The organism is Microbacterium sp. 71-23, from assembly GCF_001897265.1.
Classification (GTDB): domain Bacteria; phylum Actinomycetota; class Actinomycetes; order Actinomycetales; family Microbacteriaceae; genus Microbacterium; species Microbacterium ginsengisoli.
Map to the genome: position 1 here is coordinate 1 of NZ_MKSL01000011.1, position 16,129 is coordinate 16,129.

General features: G+C 70.2%; 19 protein-coding genes and 1 tRNA gene. 13 read left to right on the forward strand and 7 right to left on the reverse strand.

The window, feature by feature from the left end:
* Window positions 1-184 precede the first annotated feature (184 nt).
* Window positions 185-1,798 (forward strand): mannosyltransferase YkcB-related protein, encoded by a 1,614-nt coding sequence (locus BGO15_RS02495; RefSeq protein ID WP_156454760.1) that lies wholly within the window; start codon window positions 185-187, stop codon window positions 1,796-1,798.
* Here the strand turns inward: BGO15_RS02495 and BGO15_RS02500 are convergent.
* On the reverse strand, window positions 1,773-3,230 hold the full coding sequence (locus BGO15_RS02500) for an HNH endonuclease signature motif containing protein (RefSeq protein WP_056210010.1): 1,458 nt from the start codon (window positions 3,228-3,230) through the stop codon (window positions 1,773-1,775). The two genes, BGO15_RS02495 and BGO15_RS02500, sit on opposite strands and share 26 nt — an antisense overlap.
* Window positions 3,231-3,463: 233 nt before the next feature.
* Here BGO15_RS02500 and BGO15_RS02505 point away from each other — a divergent pair, with 233 nt between their 5' ends.
* Window positions 3,464-4,531, forward strand: coding sequence for a 2,3-butanediol dehydrogenase (locus BGO15_RS02505; RefSeq protein WP_056210012.1), 1,068 nt, complete (start codon window positions 3,464-3,466; stop codon window positions 4,529-4,531).
* Between the two features lie 48 nt (window positions 4,532-4,579).
* Here the strand turns inward: BGO15_RS02505 and BGO15_RS02510 are convergent, their stop codons facing one another.
* Window positions 4,580-4,738, reverse strand: coding sequence for a hypothetical protein (locus BGO15_RS02510; protein WP_048809123.1), 159 nt, complete (start codon window positions 4,736-4,738; stop codon window positions 4,580-4,582).
* 76 nt (window positions 4,739-4,814) lie between these two features.
* Between BGO15_RS02510 and BGO15_RS02515 the strand changes: the two genes are divergently transcribed.
* Both BGO15_RS02515 and BGO15_RS02520 read left to right on the forward strand, forming a co-directional pair.
* Entirely contained in the window at window positions 4,815-5,198 is a 384-nt protein-coding gene (locus tag BGO15_RS02515; RefSeq protein ID WP_056210014.1) for a DUF3054 domain-containing protein, read from the forward strand.
* A 64-nt stretch (window positions 5,199-5,262) separates the two neighbouring features.
* Window positions 5,263-5,628: an ArsR/SmtB family transcription factor gene (locus BGO15_RS02520; protein ID WP_045247288.1), complete on the forward strand. Its 366-nt coding sequence runs from the start codon at window positions 5,263-5,265 to the stop codon at window positions 5,626-5,628.
* On the opposite strand, the gene BGO15_RS02525 is transcribed toward BGO15_RS02520, so the two are convergent.
* Entirely contained in the window at window positions 5,598-5,798 is a 201-nt protein-coding gene (locus BGO15_RS02525) for a hypothetical protein (RefSeq protein WP_235557429.1), read from the reverse strand. The two genes, BGO15_RS02520 and BGO15_RS02525, sit on opposite strands and share 31 nt — an antisense overlap.
* Before the next feature lie 48 nt (window positions 5,799-5,846).
* Here BGO15_RS02525 and BGO15_RS02530 point away from each other — a divergent pair, with 48 nt between their 5' ends.
* The 6 genes from BGO15_RS02530 to BGO15_RS02555 all read left to right on the forward strand — a co-directional run bounded on the left by BGO15_RS02530 (window position 5,847) and on the right by BGO15_RS02555 (window position 10,718).
* Window positions 5,847-6,743, forward strand: coding sequence for a cation diffusion facilitator family transporter (locus tag BGO15_RS02530; RefSeq protein ID WP_056210015.1), 897 nt, complete (start codon window positions 5,847-5,849; stop codon window positions 6,741-6,743).
* Window positions 6,740-7,360: a cation efflux transmembrane domain-containing protein gene (locus BGO15_RS02535; RefSeq protein ID WP_235557430.1), complete on the forward strand. Its 621-nt coding sequence runs from the start codon at window positions 6,740-6,742 to the stop codon at window positions 7,358-7,360. The genes BGO15_RS02530 and BGO15_RS02535 overlap by 4 nt, the downstream gene beginning before the upstream one ends.
* Window positions 7,361-7,421: 61 nt before the next feature.
* Complete coding sequence (locus BGO15_RS02540; RefSeq protein ID WP_045247285.1) at window positions 7,422-7,907, forward strand: hypothetical protein; 486 nt, start codon at window positions 7,422-7,424, stop codon at window positions 7,905-7,907.
* Entirely contained in the window at window positions 7,904-8,992 is a 1,089-nt protein-coding gene (locus BGO15_RS02545; RefSeq protein ID WP_235557431.1) for a DNA glycosylase AlkZ-like family protein, read from the forward strand. Before BGO15_RS02540 ends, BGO15_RS02545 begins: the two co-directional genes overlap by 4 nt.
* Window positions 8,993-9,066: 74 nt before the next feature.
* Window positions 9,067-10,314, forward strand: a complete 1,248-nt coding sequence (locus BGO15_RS02550; protein ID WP_056210019.1) for a serine/threonine-protein kinase — start codon at window positions 9,067-9,069, stop codon at window positions 10,312-10,314.
* Complete coding sequence (locus tag BGO15_RS02555; protein WP_156454761.1) at window positions 10,311-10,718, forward strand: outer membrane protein assembly factor BamD; 408 nt, start codon at window positions 10,311-10,313, stop codon at window positions 10,716-10,718. The genes BGO15_RS02550 and BGO15_RS02555 overlap by 4 nt, the downstream gene beginning before the upstream one ends.
* A gap of 2 nt (window positions 10,719-10,720) precedes the next feature.
* Here the strand turns inward: BGO15_RS02555 and BGO15_RS02560 are convergent, their stop codons facing one another.
* Entirely contained in the window at window positions 10,721-11,383 is a 663-nt protein-coding gene (locus tag BGO15_RS02560) for an LON peptidase substrate-binding domain-containing protein (protein WP_056210024.1), read from the reverse strand.
* A gap of 139 nt (window positions 11,384-11,522) precedes the next feature.
* Here BGO15_RS02560 and BGO15_RS02565 point away from each other — a divergent pair, with 139 nt between their 5' ends.
* Window positions 11,523-12,098 (forward strand): PadR family transcriptional regulator, encoded by a 576-nt coding sequence (locus BGO15_RS02565; protein ID WP_056210066.1) that lies wholly within the window; start codon window positions 11,523-11,525, stop codon window positions 12,096-12,098.
* Window positions 12,099-12,136: 38 nt separating this feature from the next.
* Window positions 12,137-13,852, forward strand: a complete 1,716-nt coding sequence (locus BGO15_RS02570) for an ABC1 kinase family protein (protein WP_056519204.1) — start codon at window positions 12,137-12,139, stop codon at window positions 13,850-13,852.
* On the opposite strand, the gene BGO15_RS02575 is transcribed toward BGO15_RS02570, so the two are convergent.
* Entirely contained in the window at window positions 13,849-14,349 is a 501-nt protein-coding gene (locus tag BGO15_RS02575) for a hypothetical protein (protein WP_056210026.1), read from the reverse strand. The two genes, BGO15_RS02570 and BGO15_RS02575, sit on opposite strands and share 4 nt — an antisense overlap.
* A gap of 326 nt (window positions 14,350-14,675) precedes the next feature.
* On the opposite strand from BGO15_RS02575, the gene BGO15_RS02580 reads away from it, so the two are divergent.
* Window positions 14,676-15,380 (forward strand): hypothetical protein, encoded by a 705-nt coding sequence (locus BGO15_RS02580; protein WP_056210029.1) that lies wholly within the window; start codon window positions 14,676-14,678, stop codon window positions 15,378-15,380.
* 58 nt (window positions 15,381-15,438) lie between these two features.
* Here the strand turns inward: BGO15_RS02580 and BGO15_RS02585 are convergent.
* Window positions 15,439-15,526: transfer RNA gene (locus BGO15_RS02585), tRNA-Ser, on the reverse strand.
* Window positions 15,527-15,584: 58 nt separating this feature from the next.
* Window positions 15,585-15,950 carry a hypothetical protein gene (locus BGO15_RS02590; RefSeq protein ID WP_156454762.1) on the reverse strand — a complete coding sequence of 122 codons (366 nt, stop codon included), beginning with the start codon at window positions 15,948-15,950 and terminating at the stop codon, window positions 15,585-15,587.
* Window positions 15,951-16,129 lie beyond the last annotated feature (179 nt).

Genomic DNA, 16,129 nt, shown 5'->3' on the forward strand with positions numbered 1-16,129 from the left:
GTGGGCGTTGGCGTGGTCGGGCATCGCCGTCGGCGTGGGGTTCCAAGCCAAGATGATGCAGGCGTGGCTGATCGTGCCCGGGCTCCTCGTCGGCACACTCCTGGTCGCGGGGAATGGGTGGCGCCGCCGCGCAGGACGGGTCGGAGTTCTCGGTGCGGCGACGCTTGTCGCGTCGCTCGCGTGGATGACGATCGTGCAGCTGGTGCCTGCAGGGAGTCGGCCGTACATCGACGGCTCAACAGACAACAACGTGTTCGCGATGGTATTCGGCTACAACGGTGTGGACCGACTGCTCCCCAATTCGGTAGCGGGCGCCGTGGGGTCGACGACTGCGCACGTCACCACGTTGCAGGCGAGTCTTGCCGCACTGTTCTCTTCCGATCCGACCGCGGCGAATGTTTCGCGGCTCAAGCTCTTCCTTCCCGAGTACGCCACGCAGATCGGATGGTTGTACCCCGCGGCCGCTCTCGGCCTCGCGCTCGCGCTGGTGCGCTGGTGGCCCCGACGGCGACGGCCGCGACGAGATGTGGAGCGGATGGCTTTCGCATTCACGGTCGCCGTGGCGGTCTGGTTCGCCGCCTCGGCCGCCGTGCTCTCGTTCGCCACGCTTCCGCACGCTGCGTACGTCGCGGCCATCGGTGTGCAGCTGATTCTGCTCACAGCCGTGGGGTTCTCGCTGGCTGTGCATGATCTACGATCTCCTCGGCGCTGGCGGCGGTTCACGCTGGCCGCGTTGGTCACGCTGACCGCCGTGTGGGGATGTCTGCTTGCTGTGTGGGGCGCGCTGCCCGTTGCGCTGGCGATACCGATGGTCGCCTTCGCGATCATGGGCGTCATCGCATCGATCGTGCTCGGATTCCGCGCCCACGATCGCGTGCTGGCCGTCCCGGCGGATCCTTCCGACATGATGCCCTTCCGATCCGTCGTCACCAGGGAGTTCGCGCCCGAACCGGTGCCGATGATCAGATACTCGCCGGCGATGAACGTCATGCTGGTCCTGGCCGGTATCGCGCTCGTCGGTGGGGCGACGTGGTGGAGCATCCAGGCGCTCGACGCGAATCGCGATGGATCCGGCGGGGAGGCGTACATCGGCGCACGCTCGCAGATCGCCGGCGTCGCCGCCGCGCCCGCTGATCCCCCGGACGACATCGATCGGTCGTTGCCCGACCCGGCCGTTCAGGATGCGTCCTCGGGGATTGTCGGTGGGGACGACGCCCGAGCCGACTCCACGGACGGCACTCAGCAAGCGGCCGTCGCCACCGCTTCGTGGGTGGTCTCGCGATCTGCAACCGCAGATGGTGCGTCTCCAGATGATCCGGGTGACGCGGGCGATCCGCAGGATGGATCTGACGCCGTCGCCACGGGCACCAATGCTCGAGAACGCTTCACGATCTCCGCCCCCGACCTCTGGGTCGCATCCCCGGTCTCGAGTCTCGCGCCCAGAGAGATGCTCGCGGAGGTCGCCCGGCGAACCGCGCAGTCAGCAGATCCCGCGTCATCGATCATTCTCACCGACTCGTGGGCGATCTCGGCCGACATCATCAACGGAACGGGCGAAGACGTGCTCACAGACGGAGGCTACTCAGGGGCTGTTCCCGTGTTCACAGAGGCAGAGCTGGGGAAGATGGTGCGAGACCGTGAGCTTCAGTGGGTCGTACTGCGCCCAGGGGAGAGAAAGGATCCCGTCGGCGCGTTGACGACGACCGGGCTCTGTCACGAGATTCGCGCCTGGGGAAGCGTCACGACATCAGCGCCCGCGCAGGTCACGTCGTTCACGCTGTGGCAGTGCCGACCATGACCGGTTCAGCTGTGACGGTATCGCCCACCACCGGATCGCTGAGGGTGACCCACGGCGGAACGGTGCGAGTGTGGGGTCTCCGCTCCGTCCGCGGACTCCCGGCCCGCTGACTCTCCACATCCCACAGGGGCAGATCGACGGGATCACCGTCGACATCGGGGGCGAAGAACACCCGGCTCGCCGGCGCGTCGCTGTAGTGGCGACCCGTCGGGCTCGTCCAGGTGAGCACGCCGTCGCCCCGCTGCACCACAGTCCAGGGCGAGTGATGCTTCAGCGTGTGGTGTCGTCGGCACAGGTGCGCCAGGTTGTCGGCGCGCGTCTCCCCGCCGAACTGGTGATCGAGCGTGTGATCGATGTCGCAGGCTGAGACCGGGATGCGGCATCCGGGGAACCTGCAGTGCCGGTCTCTCACGGCGAGATGTCGACGCATCTGGTCGCTCGGCCGGTAGCGATCGACGCCGAGCACCGTGCCCGTGAGCGGGTGGGTCAGGATGCGGTCCCACCCGGGTGCTTCTGCGGCCAGCGCCCGTGCCGTGGGTGCATCGATCGGCACGAGGCCGGCGCCCACCGCACACTCGAACGGGTCATCGACCTCGCCGCCCATCAGCGTGAGCACGGGCACCGTGACCTGCACGTGCGCGCGGATGGCCGCGGCATCCGTCACTCGATCGATGTGAGCCGCGGGGTCGGCGGTCAGCAGCAGGTCGGCGAGGATGTCTGCGCGGAGCTGATCGACCGCGCGTGGTGCGGGCAGGGTCGCCGCATCGTCAGCACGCGCGGCGGCCTCGGTCTCGCTCTGCGCGTGCGCGAGCCGGGTGAGGCGATCATGTACGCCGAACGCGAGCATCGACGGCAGCACGGCGACGAGCTCGGCCATTCCGTCATCGAGCGGCGTGACCCGCACCGAGCGGTCGGCACGTGCGCGCGCGTGGCGTGCGGACACGGTCTCGTCGCAGAACCGCTCGGCACGTCGTCGGGCCACCGGGGCGAGGCGTGAGGCCGACGTGCTCTCGGCGTAGTCGAGCACCGCGTTCTCGAACTCGTGGCGCAGCTCGGGGTGGGTGATCGGCAGGCCCGCGTCGACGATCACGCGCACGTGGGCCAGCGCGATGCGACCCTGTGCGAGCGCATCGAGTGTGGTCGGGTAGTCGCCCGCGATCGTGCGGGCCTCGCCCAGCCGCCGTTGCACGGTGCGGTCGGAGACACGCCACGCCGCGCCGATCTCCGCGGCCACCGCACGATGCGGAAGGTCGGCATCGGAGGGGGCCGCGGCATCTGTCCACTCGGCCGCGATGGCCTCGGCCTCGGCGAGCTGGCGAACCTCGAGCGCCTGCAGACGGGCGATCTCGCGCCGCGTGCGCTCGAGTCGGGGGAGCAGCGCGGCGAGCCGCGCGGTGGCCCGCTGCTCGGCGTCACGCTGCTGATCGGTCATGTCTCGAGTGTTGCGCGGGGTTCCGACATTGCTTCGACTAACGGCTGCTCCACAGTGTGTGATCTACGTATATATAAACGATGCAACAGAATGCAACCTTGCATCCATCCGGTCCCGAGCTCGCTCCCGCCCGCGGGGATAGCGTGGAGAAGACGGAGGATCCCGTCAGCCACTGGGGGCGGCCGCGAGGCATGATCATCGACCGCTCCACTATGCAAAGGAGCTGAGCGACCATGAAGGCTGCGCGCTACTACGACCGCGGCGACATCCGCATCGAGGACATCCCCGAGCCGGTCGTCGAACCCGGAACCGTCGGCATCGACGTCGCGTTCTGCGGCATCTGCGGAACCGACCTGCACGAGTACCTCGACGGGCCGATCTTCGTCCCCCCTCACGGTCACCCGCACCCGATCTCCCACGAGTCGGCTCCTGTGACGCTCGGTCACGAGATGTCCGGCGTCGTCTACGCGGTCGGCGAGGGTGTCGACGATCTCGCTGTCGGCGATCACGTCGTCGTCGAGCCCTACATCATCGGCGACGAGGTCGACACGAGCTCAGCCAACAATGCATACCACCTCTCGCACGACATGAACTTCATCGGCCTCGCCGGCCGCGGCGGCGGACTCGCCGAGAAGATCGTCGTGAAGCGCCGCTGGGTGCACCCCATCGGCGACACCATCCCGCTCGACGAGGCCGCGCTCATCGAGCCCCTCTCGGTGGGATACCACGCCTACCAGCGCTCGGGCGCGAAGGCGGGCGACTTCGCCCTGATCACCGGCGCCGGCCCCATCGGCCTGCTGACCGCCGCGGTGCTTCGCGCGCAGGGCATCACGGTCGCGATCTCCGAGCCGAGCTCGCTGCGCCGCCAGAAGGCGCTCGACACGGGCGTCGCCGCGCACGTGTTCGACCCGCGCGAGGTCGACGTCGTCGCCGAGGTGAGGGCCCTCACGAACGGTGTCGGGGCGGATGTCGCATTCGAGGCGACATCCGTGCAGCCCGCCCTCGACACGCTCTTCGACGCGATCAAGCCGACCGGCGTCATCGTCGTCGTGTCGATCTGGGGGCACCCGGGCACGCTCGACATGCAGAAGCTCGTGCTCAAGGAGGTGGACCTGCGCGGCACGATCGCCTACGTCAACAGCCACCCCGAGACCATCGCGCTGGTGCAGCAGGGCAAGGTCGACCTGAAGCCGTTCATCACCGGCAAGATCGGCCTCGACGACCTGATCGACCAGGGGTTCGACACCCTCATCAACCGCAACGAGACCGCGGTGAAGATCCTGGTGGACCCGCGCGCCTGATCGCGTGATGCCGACTCGGCCCGCGGCGAGTGATCGTCGTGGGCCGTGTCAGTGTCGGCGGGCGGTGCGCGCGACGAACAGGAAGGTCGCGAGCGAGCCGAGGGTCGTCAGGGCGGCGACCCAGGGGCCGGGGTTCGTGAGCACCGCGTCGATGAACGCGGCGAGGGTGAGGGCGAGGCCCTGACCGAACTGCGCGAGTGCGTCCATGCTTCATGGTCCCACCTCCGGCGCGCCCAGAGGCTGGATCGGGGAAGATGATCGAGTCGACCGTCGAGGAGTATCCATGTCGCCCCGTCCCGCCCCGCGCACCGTCACCGTCGCGCTCATCGTCGATCTCGTGCTGGTCGTGGTCTTCGCCGCGATCGGGCGCGCCAGTCACCACGAGGACGTCCTCGCGGGGCTCGTGACGACGTCGTGGCCTTTCCTGGTCGGCGCTCTCGCGGGCTGGCTCGTGACCCGCGGCTGGCGGGCGCCGCTCGCACCGGTGCGTACCGGCGTCGGCCTGTGGGTGACGACGGTCGTGATCGGGATGCTGCTGCGCGTCGTGTCCTCGCAGGGCGTCGAGCTCGCGTTCATCATCGTCGCGAGCATCGTGTTGTTCGTGTTCCTGGTGGGCTGGCGATTCGCCGTGCGCGCGATCCGCGGCGGGCGGCGCTCGACCCGTTGAGGTCCCGCGCCCCTCGACGCCGCGGCGTCGCGGGCGACCGGTGCGTCGACTAACGTATCTGCGTATGAGTGCAGATAAGCAAGGATGCGGCTTCTCGACCGAGAGTCCGTACGTCGAGCTGGCGGTCGAGGTGTTCGGGATGCTCGCCGACGCCACGCGGGTGCGCATCGTGCTCGCCCTCACGGATGCGGGAGAGCTCTCGGTGAACCACCTCGCCGACATCCTCGACAAGCCGGCCGCCGCCGTATCGCAGCACCTCGCGAAACTGCGGCTCGCGCGCATCGTCGCCACCCGTCACGAGGGCCAGCGCGTGTTCTACCGGCTGGAGAACGAACATGCGTCGCAGCTGGTGCGCGACGCGATCTTCCAGGCGGAGCACTCGCTCGGCGGCACCCCGCGTCACCACCACGCCGACAGGGTCAGCTCGTGACCGCGCCGCGGCGAGCCGCAGACGGTCGCAGCGCCGAGGATCCTCAGGGGCATCACCGCGGCCACGCGCACGACCACCCGCACGACCATGACCACCCGCACGGTCACGGTCATGACCATCCGCATCATCATGACCACCCCCATGGTGGCATCCGCGGCTTCATCACCCACCTCTTCGTCCCGCACACCCACGATGCGGCGGACTCGATCGACGAAGCGATGGAGGCGAGCAGCGCCGGAATCCGGGCCCTCAAGGTGAGCCTGTTCCTGTTGCTCGCCACGACCGTGCTGCAGGCGGCTGTCGTCGCGATCAGCGGGTCGGTGGCTCTGCTCGCCGACACCGTGCACAACTTCTCCGACGCGCTCACCGCCGTGCCGCTGTGGGTGGCGTTCGTGCTGGGACGCCGGGCGGCGTCGCGCCGCTACACTTACGGGCTCGGGCGGGCCGAGGACCTCGCGGGACTGTTCATCGTGTTCGTCGTGCTCCTGTCCGCCGTCGTCGCGGCCTGGCAGTCGATCGATCGCATGATCCACCCGCAGCCGCTCGAGAACATCGGCTGGGTGATCGCCGCGGGGCTCATCGGGTTCGCCGGCAACGAGGTCGTGGCCGTCTACCGCATCCGTGTCGGGAGGCGCATCGGCTCGGCGGCGCTCGTCGCCGACGGCGTGCACGCCCGCACCGACGGCTTCACCTCGCTCGCGGTCGTGATCGGCGGGCTCGGCGTGCTCGCTGGGTTCCCGCTCGCCGACCCGCTCGTGGGCCTCGCGATCTCCGCGGCGATCGTCGTGCTGCTCTGGGGAACCGTGCGCAGCGTCGGTCGCCGACTGCTCGACGGCATCGAGCCCGAGCTCGTCGACTCGCTCCACCGTGCCGTCGGCGAGACTCCCGGGGTTCGCGGCGTGGCACGCGTGCAGCTGCGTTGGGTCGGGCACCGGCTGCAGGGGGCTGTGCGACTCGAGACGGATGCCGCCTCCCTCGCCGATGCGCAGGCGATCGCCGGGCACGCCCGAGAGCGGGCGCGCACGACACTCCGGAGCCTCGACGACCTCCAGGTCGAGATGGTCACGCCCGTCGTGACGACAGCTGCCGGACACGTCCACGAGGAGTCGTCGTGACCGATCCGGGCGTCACCCCGCGCGGCGGGATGTCGGAGCGCAGCGATCGTCGCGGCATCCGTCTCGCGGTCGCGCTCGAGTGGACGACGCTGCTGTGGAACGTGGTCGGCGTCGTCGTGCTGGCCGTTCTCGCGTGGTCGGCGAGCTCCGTCGCGCTCGCCGGCTTCGGGCTCGACAGCCTGATCGAGATCGGCGCGAGCGCCGTGGTGCTCTGGGAGCTGCGCGGCACGGACGAGGTGCGGCGTCGTCGGGCGCTGCGACTCATCGGGCTGGCGTTCGTGCTCCTCGCGGGCTACCTCGCCGTGCAGTCGATCGTGGCGCTCGTGACAGTGCATCGACCGGCGCCGAGCCTCGGCGGGATCATCTGGACGGCCGTCACCGCCGCGGTGATGTTCGCTCTCGCCGCGGGGAAGAGCGCGGTCGGGCGCCGCATCGGCAACGAGGTCGTGGTCACCGAGGGCAGGGTCACCCTGATCGACGGGATCCTGGCGGCGAGCGTGCTCGCGGGGCTGCTGCTCGATGCGGTGCTCGGCTGGTGGTGGACGGATGCCGTCGTCGGTGTCGTCATCGTCTTCTACGCCGTCCGCGAGGCCGTGCACATCTTCCGCGAGGGCTGACACGGCCGCGGCATCCGAGTGCCTGCTTCCGGATGTCGCACGCCGCCGCCATGCTGGACGCGTGGCGATCCGATCCTTCGAGCTGAGCACCCTCGTGCCGGGCGTGCCGGAGCGCGCGGTCGACTTCCTCGCGAAACTCGACGGGCACCGCGGCATGCATCCCTACCTCCACTCGGCCGACGTCGTCGCCCGCGGCGAGGACGGGCGGGGTGTCTGGGCCGACTGGGTGATCGTCGAGCGGCCGACGGTGTGGGGCATCCCTTATTCGATCCGGTTCCCGGCGCGCATGACGCGCGTCTCGCCGACGCTTCTCATCGGTGACGTGCGCGCGGCGCCGGGGTGCACGCTCACCACGACGACGTCCGCGACGCCGACCGAGGCGGGCACGCTCGTGAGCGAGGTCACCGAGGTGACCGCTCCGGCACCGCTCGTCGGCTACATGACCCGTCACGCTCGGCTCGCGCACACGCGCACCTACGGGCTGCTGGCGGGTGAGCTGAACAGGCTGGATGCCGCGGCCTCCGCGCCCGAGGAGGGAGCGGCGTGACCGACACGGTGCAGCTGTCGAACGACGAGGCGCGGCGCATCGCCGTGCGTGCGGCGCTGCTCGACGCGGAGCGTCCGGGCGACGTCGTCGAGGTCGCCGAGCAGCTGGCGATCATCAAGATCGACCCGACGAGCGTGATCTCCACGTGCGAGAACACCATGATGTGGTCGCGCATCGGCTGGTCGTACGAGTCGGGTCAGCTGCAGAAGGCGGTCGAGATCGACCGGCTGCTGTTCGAGTACGACGGCACGTTCCGCCCGGTGAGCCTGCTGCCGCTCATGCTGCCGCGCATGCGGGCGATGCCGCTGCGGGACCGCACCAAGGAGTGGTTGGCCGCCAACCCGACGTTCAAGCACGAGGTGCTCGCGCGGCTGCGAGGCGAGGGGCCGCTGAAGGCGAGCGAGATCCCCGACACCGCGCAGGTCGCCCGCCACAGCGACAGCGGGTGGTACGGGCCGAACCAGGTGCCGCACATGCTCGAGTTCCTGATGCGCACGGGCGAGGTCGCCGTCGTACGGCGCGAGGGACGCACGAAGGTGTGGGATCTCGCCGAGCGGGTGTTCCCGTCTGACCTGCCGCAGTACGGCGAAGAGGAGGCGGCGCGCCTTTACGAAGGGCGACGCCTGCAGGCCGCGGGGCTCGCCAAGCAGAAGTCGCCCTGGAGCGGAGCCGGTACCGCGGGGCTCGCGGCGACGGTCGAGGGCTCGTCGTGGAGATGGCGGGTCGACCCGACCGCGCTCGCCGCGCTCGACGAGGACGCCGGCGGACGGGTGGCGATTCTGAACCCGTACGACACGACGCTGTTCGACCGGCCCCGGCTGCGGGAGCTCTTCGACTTCGACTTCGTGCTCGAGCAGTTCAAGCCGAAGGACCAGCGCGTCTACGGCTTCTTCGCGCATCCGATCCTTGTGGGCGACCGGTTCATCGGCTTGCTCGACGCGCAGATCGATCGCAGCGAGAACGTGCTGCGGGTGAATGCGCTGCACGAGCTGGTGCCGTTCGACGAGGATGAGACCGAGATGGTGAGGGCCGAGCTGTTCGATCTCGGCGAGTGGCTCGGGATGCCGGTGGTCGGCCTGCGCTGAGCGCTCGGGCTGTTGTCAAGCACCGCGGTCGGCGCCGGGGTGTGTGCCAGCATGGGGGGCCGGAGGTGATCCCCGTGGATGACGACACGGCAACCGCACCGCTGGTCCCGGATCTCGGAGTCGCCCTCAGTGGGCGATATGTGCTCGAGGACGTGATCGGCAGTGGCGGCTACGCGAGGGTGTGGCGCGCGAACGACGCACAGCTCGGGCGCACCGTAGCCGTGAAGGTGTTCACCCTGGACGGCACTGATCGCTCCGAGCGAAGCCGCATGGCGAGCGAGACGCGGCTCCTGGCTTCACTCGCGCACCCCAACCTGGTCACTCTGTACGACGCTCAGATCGACGCCGAGCCTCCCTACTTAGTGATGGAGTTCATCGACGGCCCAAATCTGCGTGACACCCTCGTTCGCACGGGAGCCTTCTCGCCGGCCCGCACGGCGGACGTGGCCGCGCAGCTCGCAGGTGCGCTCGCCGTCATTCACCGGCGAGGCATCGTCCACCGCGACATCAAGCCGGCCAACGTCTTGCTGAGGCCCGCTCACACCCCGGGGCATCCGCCGCTCGCAACTCTCGCCGACTTCGGCATCGCCTCTCTCATCGACACCACACGCGTCACCGCGACCGGAACCCTCGTCGGAACGGCGGCCTACCTCAGTCCAGAGCAGGTGAAGGGCGCCAAGCCTGCGACGCCGGCGGATGTCTACTCTCTCGGTCTGCTCCTGCTCGAGGTGCTGACCGGCGCGCCAGCGTTCGCCGGGGCGACACCGCACGAAGCGCTCGCCATCCGACTGACGCGCTCCCCGGAGATCCCGGCGGGCATCGCCGACGGCTGGCGCACATTGCTCGAAGCGATGCTGCAGATCGAGCCCGAGGCGCGGCCCACGGCGGCCCACGTGGCCGACGCCGCGCTCGCCTTGATGCGTGGCGACGATCTCTCTGGTGCCACCGCGGTGTGGTCCGCGGTGAGCGGGCCGGTTACAGTGCGACCCGATGGCGAGCCTGCGTCTGCGGCAACTGACGACGCACCGCAGAACCTCACCGCGCTGCCTACGGGTGCGCCGACACGTCCCGACCTGCCGCCCGAGCCGTCGGCGGAGGCCTCGGCGCCAGGTCAACGGCGCCGAGCCGAGGCGCCTCGCCGGCGAACCTTCCGCTGGGTGGTACCCGCGGTCGTTGCACTGATCGTGGTGATCGGGGTCGTGGTTGTCGCGATCGGTTTCGCCTCTGCGGGCCCGCACCCGACGGTTCAGCCGACCATGCCCGCGGTGCCCGGCGACCTCGGCTCTCACCTGCAGCAACTGTGGACGCAGGTCGGCGGATGAGGCGGACCACCCGTGCCGTGATCATGACGATCGCAGCGCTCGCCCTCGCCGGGTGCGCGAGTCCCTCGCCGTCCCCGGCTGCCGCGCTGCAGGCGCTCGTCGCGGATGCCGCCGACCAGGCGCAGAGCGGCGACTACGCGGGCGCAACCGCGACGATCGATGACCTCGAGAACCAGGTTGCCGCGGACCGATCGAGCGGCAGGTTGTCGACCGACCGCGCCGATGCGATCGACGCGACGATCGCGCTGGTGCGCGCCGACATCGCGGCGTTGACGGCTCCCGCGAGTCCGACTCCCCGTCCCACCTCCACGACCGTGTCGACCGGCGGCTCCGGCAATCACGGTGACAACGGCAGCAGTGGGAACAACGGGAACGGCAAGGGGAAGGGCAAGGGCGGCGGCTGACCTCAGTCGCCCCGGGGGTCGCCCGGTTCGCCGCCGAAGGCGTCCTCGATGTCGATGGGCGGCGCGGTGACGACGGGCTCCACGTCGAGGGTCAGATCGAGGATGCCGCGCAGCAGCCCGCCCATCGTGGTCGAGCGCAGCAGCGTGTAGCGGTCGAACTCGCCGAGCGGTGCGATCGCGGCCAGCTGCCAGGCGGACTCGACCGGGTCGTCGGACAGCTCGGTGTCGGCGTCCCACTGCAGATCGCGGAACTCCGCCGCGCGGGTGAGCACGCGCCGCACGGTGCGCTCGGCCTCGGCGCGCAGCGGCGCGAGCGCCTCGTCCCACGTGAGCCGGGGAAGGGGTGACGCATCCGCCTGCGGGTACGGGTCGTCGTCGAGCCAGCGGTCGACGACGACGCGCTCGCCGCCAACGGCGATGACGTGCAGGGCATCGGTGCCGCTCGGGTCGACCTTCACGATGCGTGCCATCGTGGCGATGCCCTCGCGCTCCTCGCCGCCGCCGGCCTCCCGGCCGCGCGCGATCAGCACGACGCCGAACTGCGGCTCCTCGTCGTCGAGGAGGCGACCGAGCATCGTGAGGTAGCGGGGCTCGAAGATGCGCAGCAGTAGCGGCGTGTGCGGGAACAGCACGGTCCCGAGGGGGAACATCGCCGCGGCATCCATGGCCTCAGTCAACCAGCGGGACGGATGCCGCGGGCCGCCGCGGGCGGATTCGCAGACAGCCGATCACCCCCTTCCTCTTCGACACATCTCGATATATCGTTAACCATCGTTCGATAGTCGAGTGGGCCTGGAGGGCATCATGAGCGGTGGATTCGGTGGCGGCTTCGGCGGGTTCGGCGGCGGACCCCGGGGGTTCGGCGGACGCGGCCCGGGCGGCAACGTGTGGGAGCAGTTCGAGCAGTTGCGCGGTGCCTTCGACAAGCGTGTCGGCATGCGCATGGGTCGCGGCGATGTGCGCGCCGCGGTGTTGGCGCTCCTCGCCGAGCAGCCCATGCACGGCTACCAGATCATCAGCGAGATCGCCGAGCGGTCCGGCGGGGCATGGAAGCCGAGCGCCGGCTCGGTCTACCCGACGCTGCAGCTCCTCGCCGACGAGGGCCTCATCAGCGCCGAGGAGTCGAACGGTCGCAAGACCTATTCCCTCACCGACGCGGGCCGCGAGGCTGCCGAGGAGGCGTCCGAGAAGTCCGCTCCCTGGGAGGCGCCGAGCATCAAGGACGCCTCGGGTTTCGGCGCGCTGCCCAAGGCCGCGGTCGAGCTGGCGCAGGCGGCCGCGCAGGTCGCCCGCAGCGGCACGAAGGAGCAGGCGGAGGAGGCTGCCGCGGTGCTCGATGAGGCGCGGCGTAAGCTCTACTCGATCCTCGCCCAGGCCTGACCGGCGTGCCGCCGGCCCGTCGGCGTCAAGGAGAATCAATGCCTGACGTCGCAGACACGCGCGCCCGTTACCGCCGCATCCTCTGGTTCGCGGCGCGCCAGCTCGCACGCACGTGGTGGTTCGAGCTCTTCCTCCCGCGCGTCGGTCTCGAGCGTCTCGCCGCGCGCGGACGAGCAGAGCGGATGCGCCGCTTCGCGCGTCGCTTCCACGACCTCGCCGTCGACCTCGGCGGGCTCGTGATCAAGGTCGGACAGTTCATGTCGTCACGCCTCGACGTGCTGCCGCCCGAGATCACGAAGGAGCTCGAGGGACTGCAGGACGAGGTGCCGGCGGTGCCGTTCGTCGACATCCGTGCCCTCGCCGAGGCGGAGCTCGGGGTGCCGCTCGACGCCGCGTTCGCGTGGGTCGACGAGGTGCCGGTGGCCGCGGCATCCCTGGGACAGGCGCACCGTGCCCGTCTCGCGGGCGCCGTCGCCGACGACATCGGTCTCACCGACGTCGTCGTGAAGGTGCAGCGCCCCGGTATCGACCGCATCGTCGACGTCGATCTCGCCGCGCTGCGGCGGGTGGGCCGCTGGCTCAGCCATGTGCGAATCGTCTCGGATCGCGTCGACATGCCCCACCTCGTCGAGGAGTTCGCGGCGACGAGCCTCGAGGAGATCGACTACCTGCACGAGGCGGCCAGCGCCGAACGCTTCGCCGAGAACTTCGCCGACGACCCCCGGGTCGCGACCCCCGAGGTCGTCTGGGAGCGCACCACGCGGCGCGTGCTGACCCTCGCCGACGTCACCGCGATCAAGATCACCGACGCGGACGCTCTGCGCGCCGCCGGCATCGACCCGGCGGAGGTCGCGCCCGTGTTCGCCGAGGTGATGTTCGAGCAGCTGTTCACCCACGGCTTCTTCCACGCCGACCCGCACCCGGGCAACATCTTCGTGACGCCGGTGCGAGCGGCGGATGCCGCGGCTCCGGGTGAGCCCGCAGCATCCGGCACCGGGGCGCCCGCGCCCGCGTGGAAGCTCACGTTCATCGACTTCGGGATGATGGGCGAGGTTCCCAGCGGCATCCGCTCGGGTCTGCGGAAGCTCCTCATCGCCGTCGCATCGCGCGACGGGAAGGGTCTCGTCGCCGCGATCCAGGACGTCGGCGTGCTGCTGCCATCGGCCGACACCGGCGAGCTCGAGCGTGCCCTGACGCAGCTGTTCTCGCGATTCGGCGGCATGGGGTTCGCTCAGCTGCGCGAGGTCGATCCGCGCGAGTTCCGCGATTTCGCCACCGAGTTCGGCGATGTGGTGCGCTCGCTGCCCTTCCAGCTGCCCGAGAACTTCCTGCTCATCATCCGCGCGATGTCGCTCACCTCCGGGGTATGCAGCTCGCTCGTCGCCGACTTCAACCTGTGGAACTCGGTCGAGCCGTATGCGTCGAAGCTGCTGCGCGACGAGCGCGGAAACCTCCTGCAGGATGTCGCGACCCAGGCGCTCTCGTGGGTGACGACGGCCGCGCGGCTGCCGCAGCGCGTCGACGGTCTCGTGACGCGGTTCGAGCAGGGCAAGGTCGCGCTCGACACCTCTCGGATCGAGCGTCGCGTGAGCAGGCTCGAGCGCATGGGGCGCCGTCTCATCGCGGCGGTCGTGTTCGCCGCGCTGCTGATCACGGGCGCTGTGCTGCATCTGCAGGATCCAGTGTTCGGCACGGTCGTCATGATCGTGTCGGTCGTGCCGTTCCTCGGCGCCCTGATCGGCGGGAGGCGCTAGGCGTCAGTCCCCGGCTCGCGCCCGGCCGGCTTCGGGAACGCCGCGCGCATGTAGTCGGTCTGCAGGTAGTCGGAGACGCCGATGAGGATCAGCGCGAACACGATCTGCTCGGTGATCACCCACAGCGGATAGAGCCCGGGGATCGCCGCGAGCACCAGCGCGATGACGGGAAAGATGCGGCTGAACAGCTGCAGGCGGCGGTAGGCCCAGTACCAGCCGGCGCGGGCGCGCCAGAGGAAGTAGAAGAGCGTCGTGGAGATGCCGAGCACGACGAGGCAGCGCATCCACACGGCGATCGTCACCTCGGCGCCGACGGCGAGCAGGACGACCCCCGTGACGACGGTCGCGATGCCGAGCAGGAAGCACACGACGAGCAGCCAGGCGATCACGGTGAAGGCGCGCCGCACCTTGGGGTCGGTCGACGGCTCGACGCGATGATCGGCGGCACGGCCGCCCGCGATCCGGTCGAGTCGGCGCAGCATCGGTTCGAGTGACATGGTGCTAGCTTAAGCCATGCTGAAGGTTGATGGGTGCCGAGGCTCCGGCCCGGGTGTGGAGCCGTTGTCCAGGCCGACCCCCTACCGTGGAGGCCAGCAAGGGGAGTACTCCCGTCTGCGGCGACGCCGTCATTACGGTCACGCGATCGTGACCCGGTGCGCCGGCCCACCCTGGGTGGAGGAGACCTTGGCGTCCGTTGCACGCCGTCCCCGGAGCATCCCTTGCCACTCATCGACCGCACCGCCCGCACGGCGATCGATGTCGTGCGCTCGGGCCTTCGACGAATGGATGCCGCGGCCGCACCCATCGCCACGAAAGGTTCGAGATGAGCTCCTTCTCCCGTCTGTTCGACCTCGCCAAGAACGCCCTGAACTCCGACACGGTGCGCGAGGTGCGCCGCTCGGTCGGAGGGCAGGGCGCGGCATCCGCTCGTGATCCGCTCACCCCGCCGCCGGTCCCCGGGAGCGACGCGACGGCTGCATCGGCCGCCGATCGTCAGGCGATCGCGCGCTACGACTACCTGATGCAGACCGCCGACCCGCAGCACATCGAGCAGATCCACCGCGACGCGTTCGCCCGGCTCACACCCGACCAGCGCGGAGTGATCGAGCGACGCATGCGCACCGAGCTGCCCGTGCACGAGCAGCCGCGCTCCTCATCGCCCGGCGACCTTGCGCGGGCGGCCGGCCGGGCGGAGGCGCAGCGCCCCGGCCGCATGCGGGGCATCCTCGCTCGCGCGGGCGGCGGGGCCGCGGCCGTCGGCGCCGGCGGGGCCGCGCTGGGCCTGCTCGGCGCGGTTGCGGGCGGCGCGATGCTGAGCGCCGTCGCCGCGCCCCACCTCGAGCACGCTGCGGGTCTCGGTGTCGACATCGATCAGCTCGCGCAGGGCGTCGACGTCGAGGGGGTCGCCGCCGGGGCCGACGGAGTCGTCGGCGGCCTCGGGGATCAGGTCACCGGCATCGGCGACCAGCTCGGCGGACTCGGCGACCAGCTCGGCGATGTGGGGCTCGGCGAGATCTTCGGTCGCTGACAGCGCCGACTCCACGACGAACCGGCTGCCGCGCTCGGAAGCGCGACAGCCGGTTCGATGGCGGAGGATGGGGGATTCGAACCCCCGAGGGCTTTCACCCAACACGCTTTCCAAGCGTGCGCCATAGGCCACTAGGCGAATCCTCCATGGCCCGAAGGCCTCGATCATCCTAGCCGAGCCTCACCGCACGCGCTGCGCAGGGCCTCACCGCGTCACCGCCGACAGGATGACGACGCCGAAGACGAGCACAGCGAACACGACGAGCGCCGTGCGTGCGATGAACGCGCGCCGCTCAGGTGCGAAGGTTGTGTGGGGGCCTTCCGAGAATGCCGCCGCATCGTGAGCCACGGCAACGTCATCGATGCTCTTCTCGCCGAATGCAGCTGCCTGACGCGCATCGTCGAGCCGCCGTTGCCGGCCCGCTGCCGCCAGCGAGGCGAAGACCACCTGCGCCAGGCGCTGCGCCTGCCATCGGATCCTCGCGGCGGCGATCATCACGACGACCGTCGCCACCGCCAGCGCCTGGGTCACCACGATGGTGAGACCCGCGCCGTGGACGCGCGCGGTCAACACGCCGCAGGCGAAGGTGAGCAGCAGCAGTCCGTCGGCTACCGCCCACCAGGTGCGCGAGCGCTTCAGGTGGGTTCGGGCGACGATCGGCCACAGCCGATTCGGTCGCCAGAACCGCCATCCGGCGGGCGCAGGCCGTAGGCCCGGCAGCGGAGTCCAGCCCGGAGGTGGCACCCACA

What these genes read in the sequence shown, in the direction of transcription:
- BGO15_RS02495 (WP_156454760.1), top strand. Translation starts at nt 185, where the DNA reads ATGACGATCGTGCAGCTGGTGCCTGCAGGGAGTCGGCCGTACATCGAC.
- BGO15_RS02500 (WP_056210010.1), bottom strand. Translation starts at nt 3,230, where the DNA reads ATGACCGATCAGCAGCGTGACGCCGAGCAGCGGGCCACCGCGCGGCTC.
- BGO15_RS02505 (WP_056210012.1), top strand. Translation starts at nt 3,464, where the DNA reads ATGAAGGCTGCGCGCTACTACGACCGCGGCGACATCCGCATCGAGGAC.
- BGO15_RS02510 (WP_048809123.1), bottom strand. Translation starts at nt 4,738, where the DNA reads ATGGACGCACTCGCGCAGTTCGGTCAGGGCCTCGCCCTCACCCTCGCC.
- BGO15_RS02515 (WP_056210014.1), top strand. Translation starts at nt 4,815, where the DNA reads ATGTCGCCCCGTCCCGCCCCGCGCACCGTCACCGTCGCGCTCATCGTC.
- BGO15_RS02520 (WP_045247288.1), top strand. Translation starts at nt 5,263, where the DNA reads ATGAGTGCAGATAAGCAAGGATGCGGCTTCTCGACCGAGAGTCCGTAC.
- BGO15_RS02530 (WP_056210015.1), top strand. Translation starts at nt 5,847, where the DNA reads ATGGAGGCGAGCAGCGCCGGAATCCGGGCCCTCAAGGTGAGCCTGTTC.
- BGO15_RS02555 (WP_156454761.1), top strand. Translation starts at nt 10,311, where the DNA reads ATGAGGCGGACCACCCGTGCCGTGATCATGACGATCGCAGCGCTCGCC.
- BGO15_RS02560 (WP_056210024.1), bottom strand. Translation starts at nt 11,383, where the DNA reads ATGGATGCCGCGGCGATGTTCCCCCTCGGGACCGTGCTGTTCCCGCAC.
- BGO15_RS02565 (WP_056210066.1), top strand. Translation starts at nt 11,523, where the DNA reads ATGAGCGGTGGATTCGGTGGCGGCTTCGGCGGGTTCGGCGGCGGACCC.
- BGO15_RS02570 (WP_056519204.1), top strand. Translation starts at nt 12,137, where the DNA reads ATGCCTGACGTCGCAGACACGCGCGCCCGTTACCGCCGCATCCTCTGG.
- BGO15_RS02575 (WP_056210026.1), bottom strand. Translation starts at nt 14,349, where the DNA reads ATGTCACTCGAACCGATGCTGCGCCGACTCGACCGGATCGCGGGCGGC.
- BGO15_RS02580 (WP_056210029.1), top strand. Translation starts at nt 14,676, where the DNA reads ATGAGCTCCTTCTCCCGTCTGTTCGACCTCGCCAAGAACGCCCTGAAC.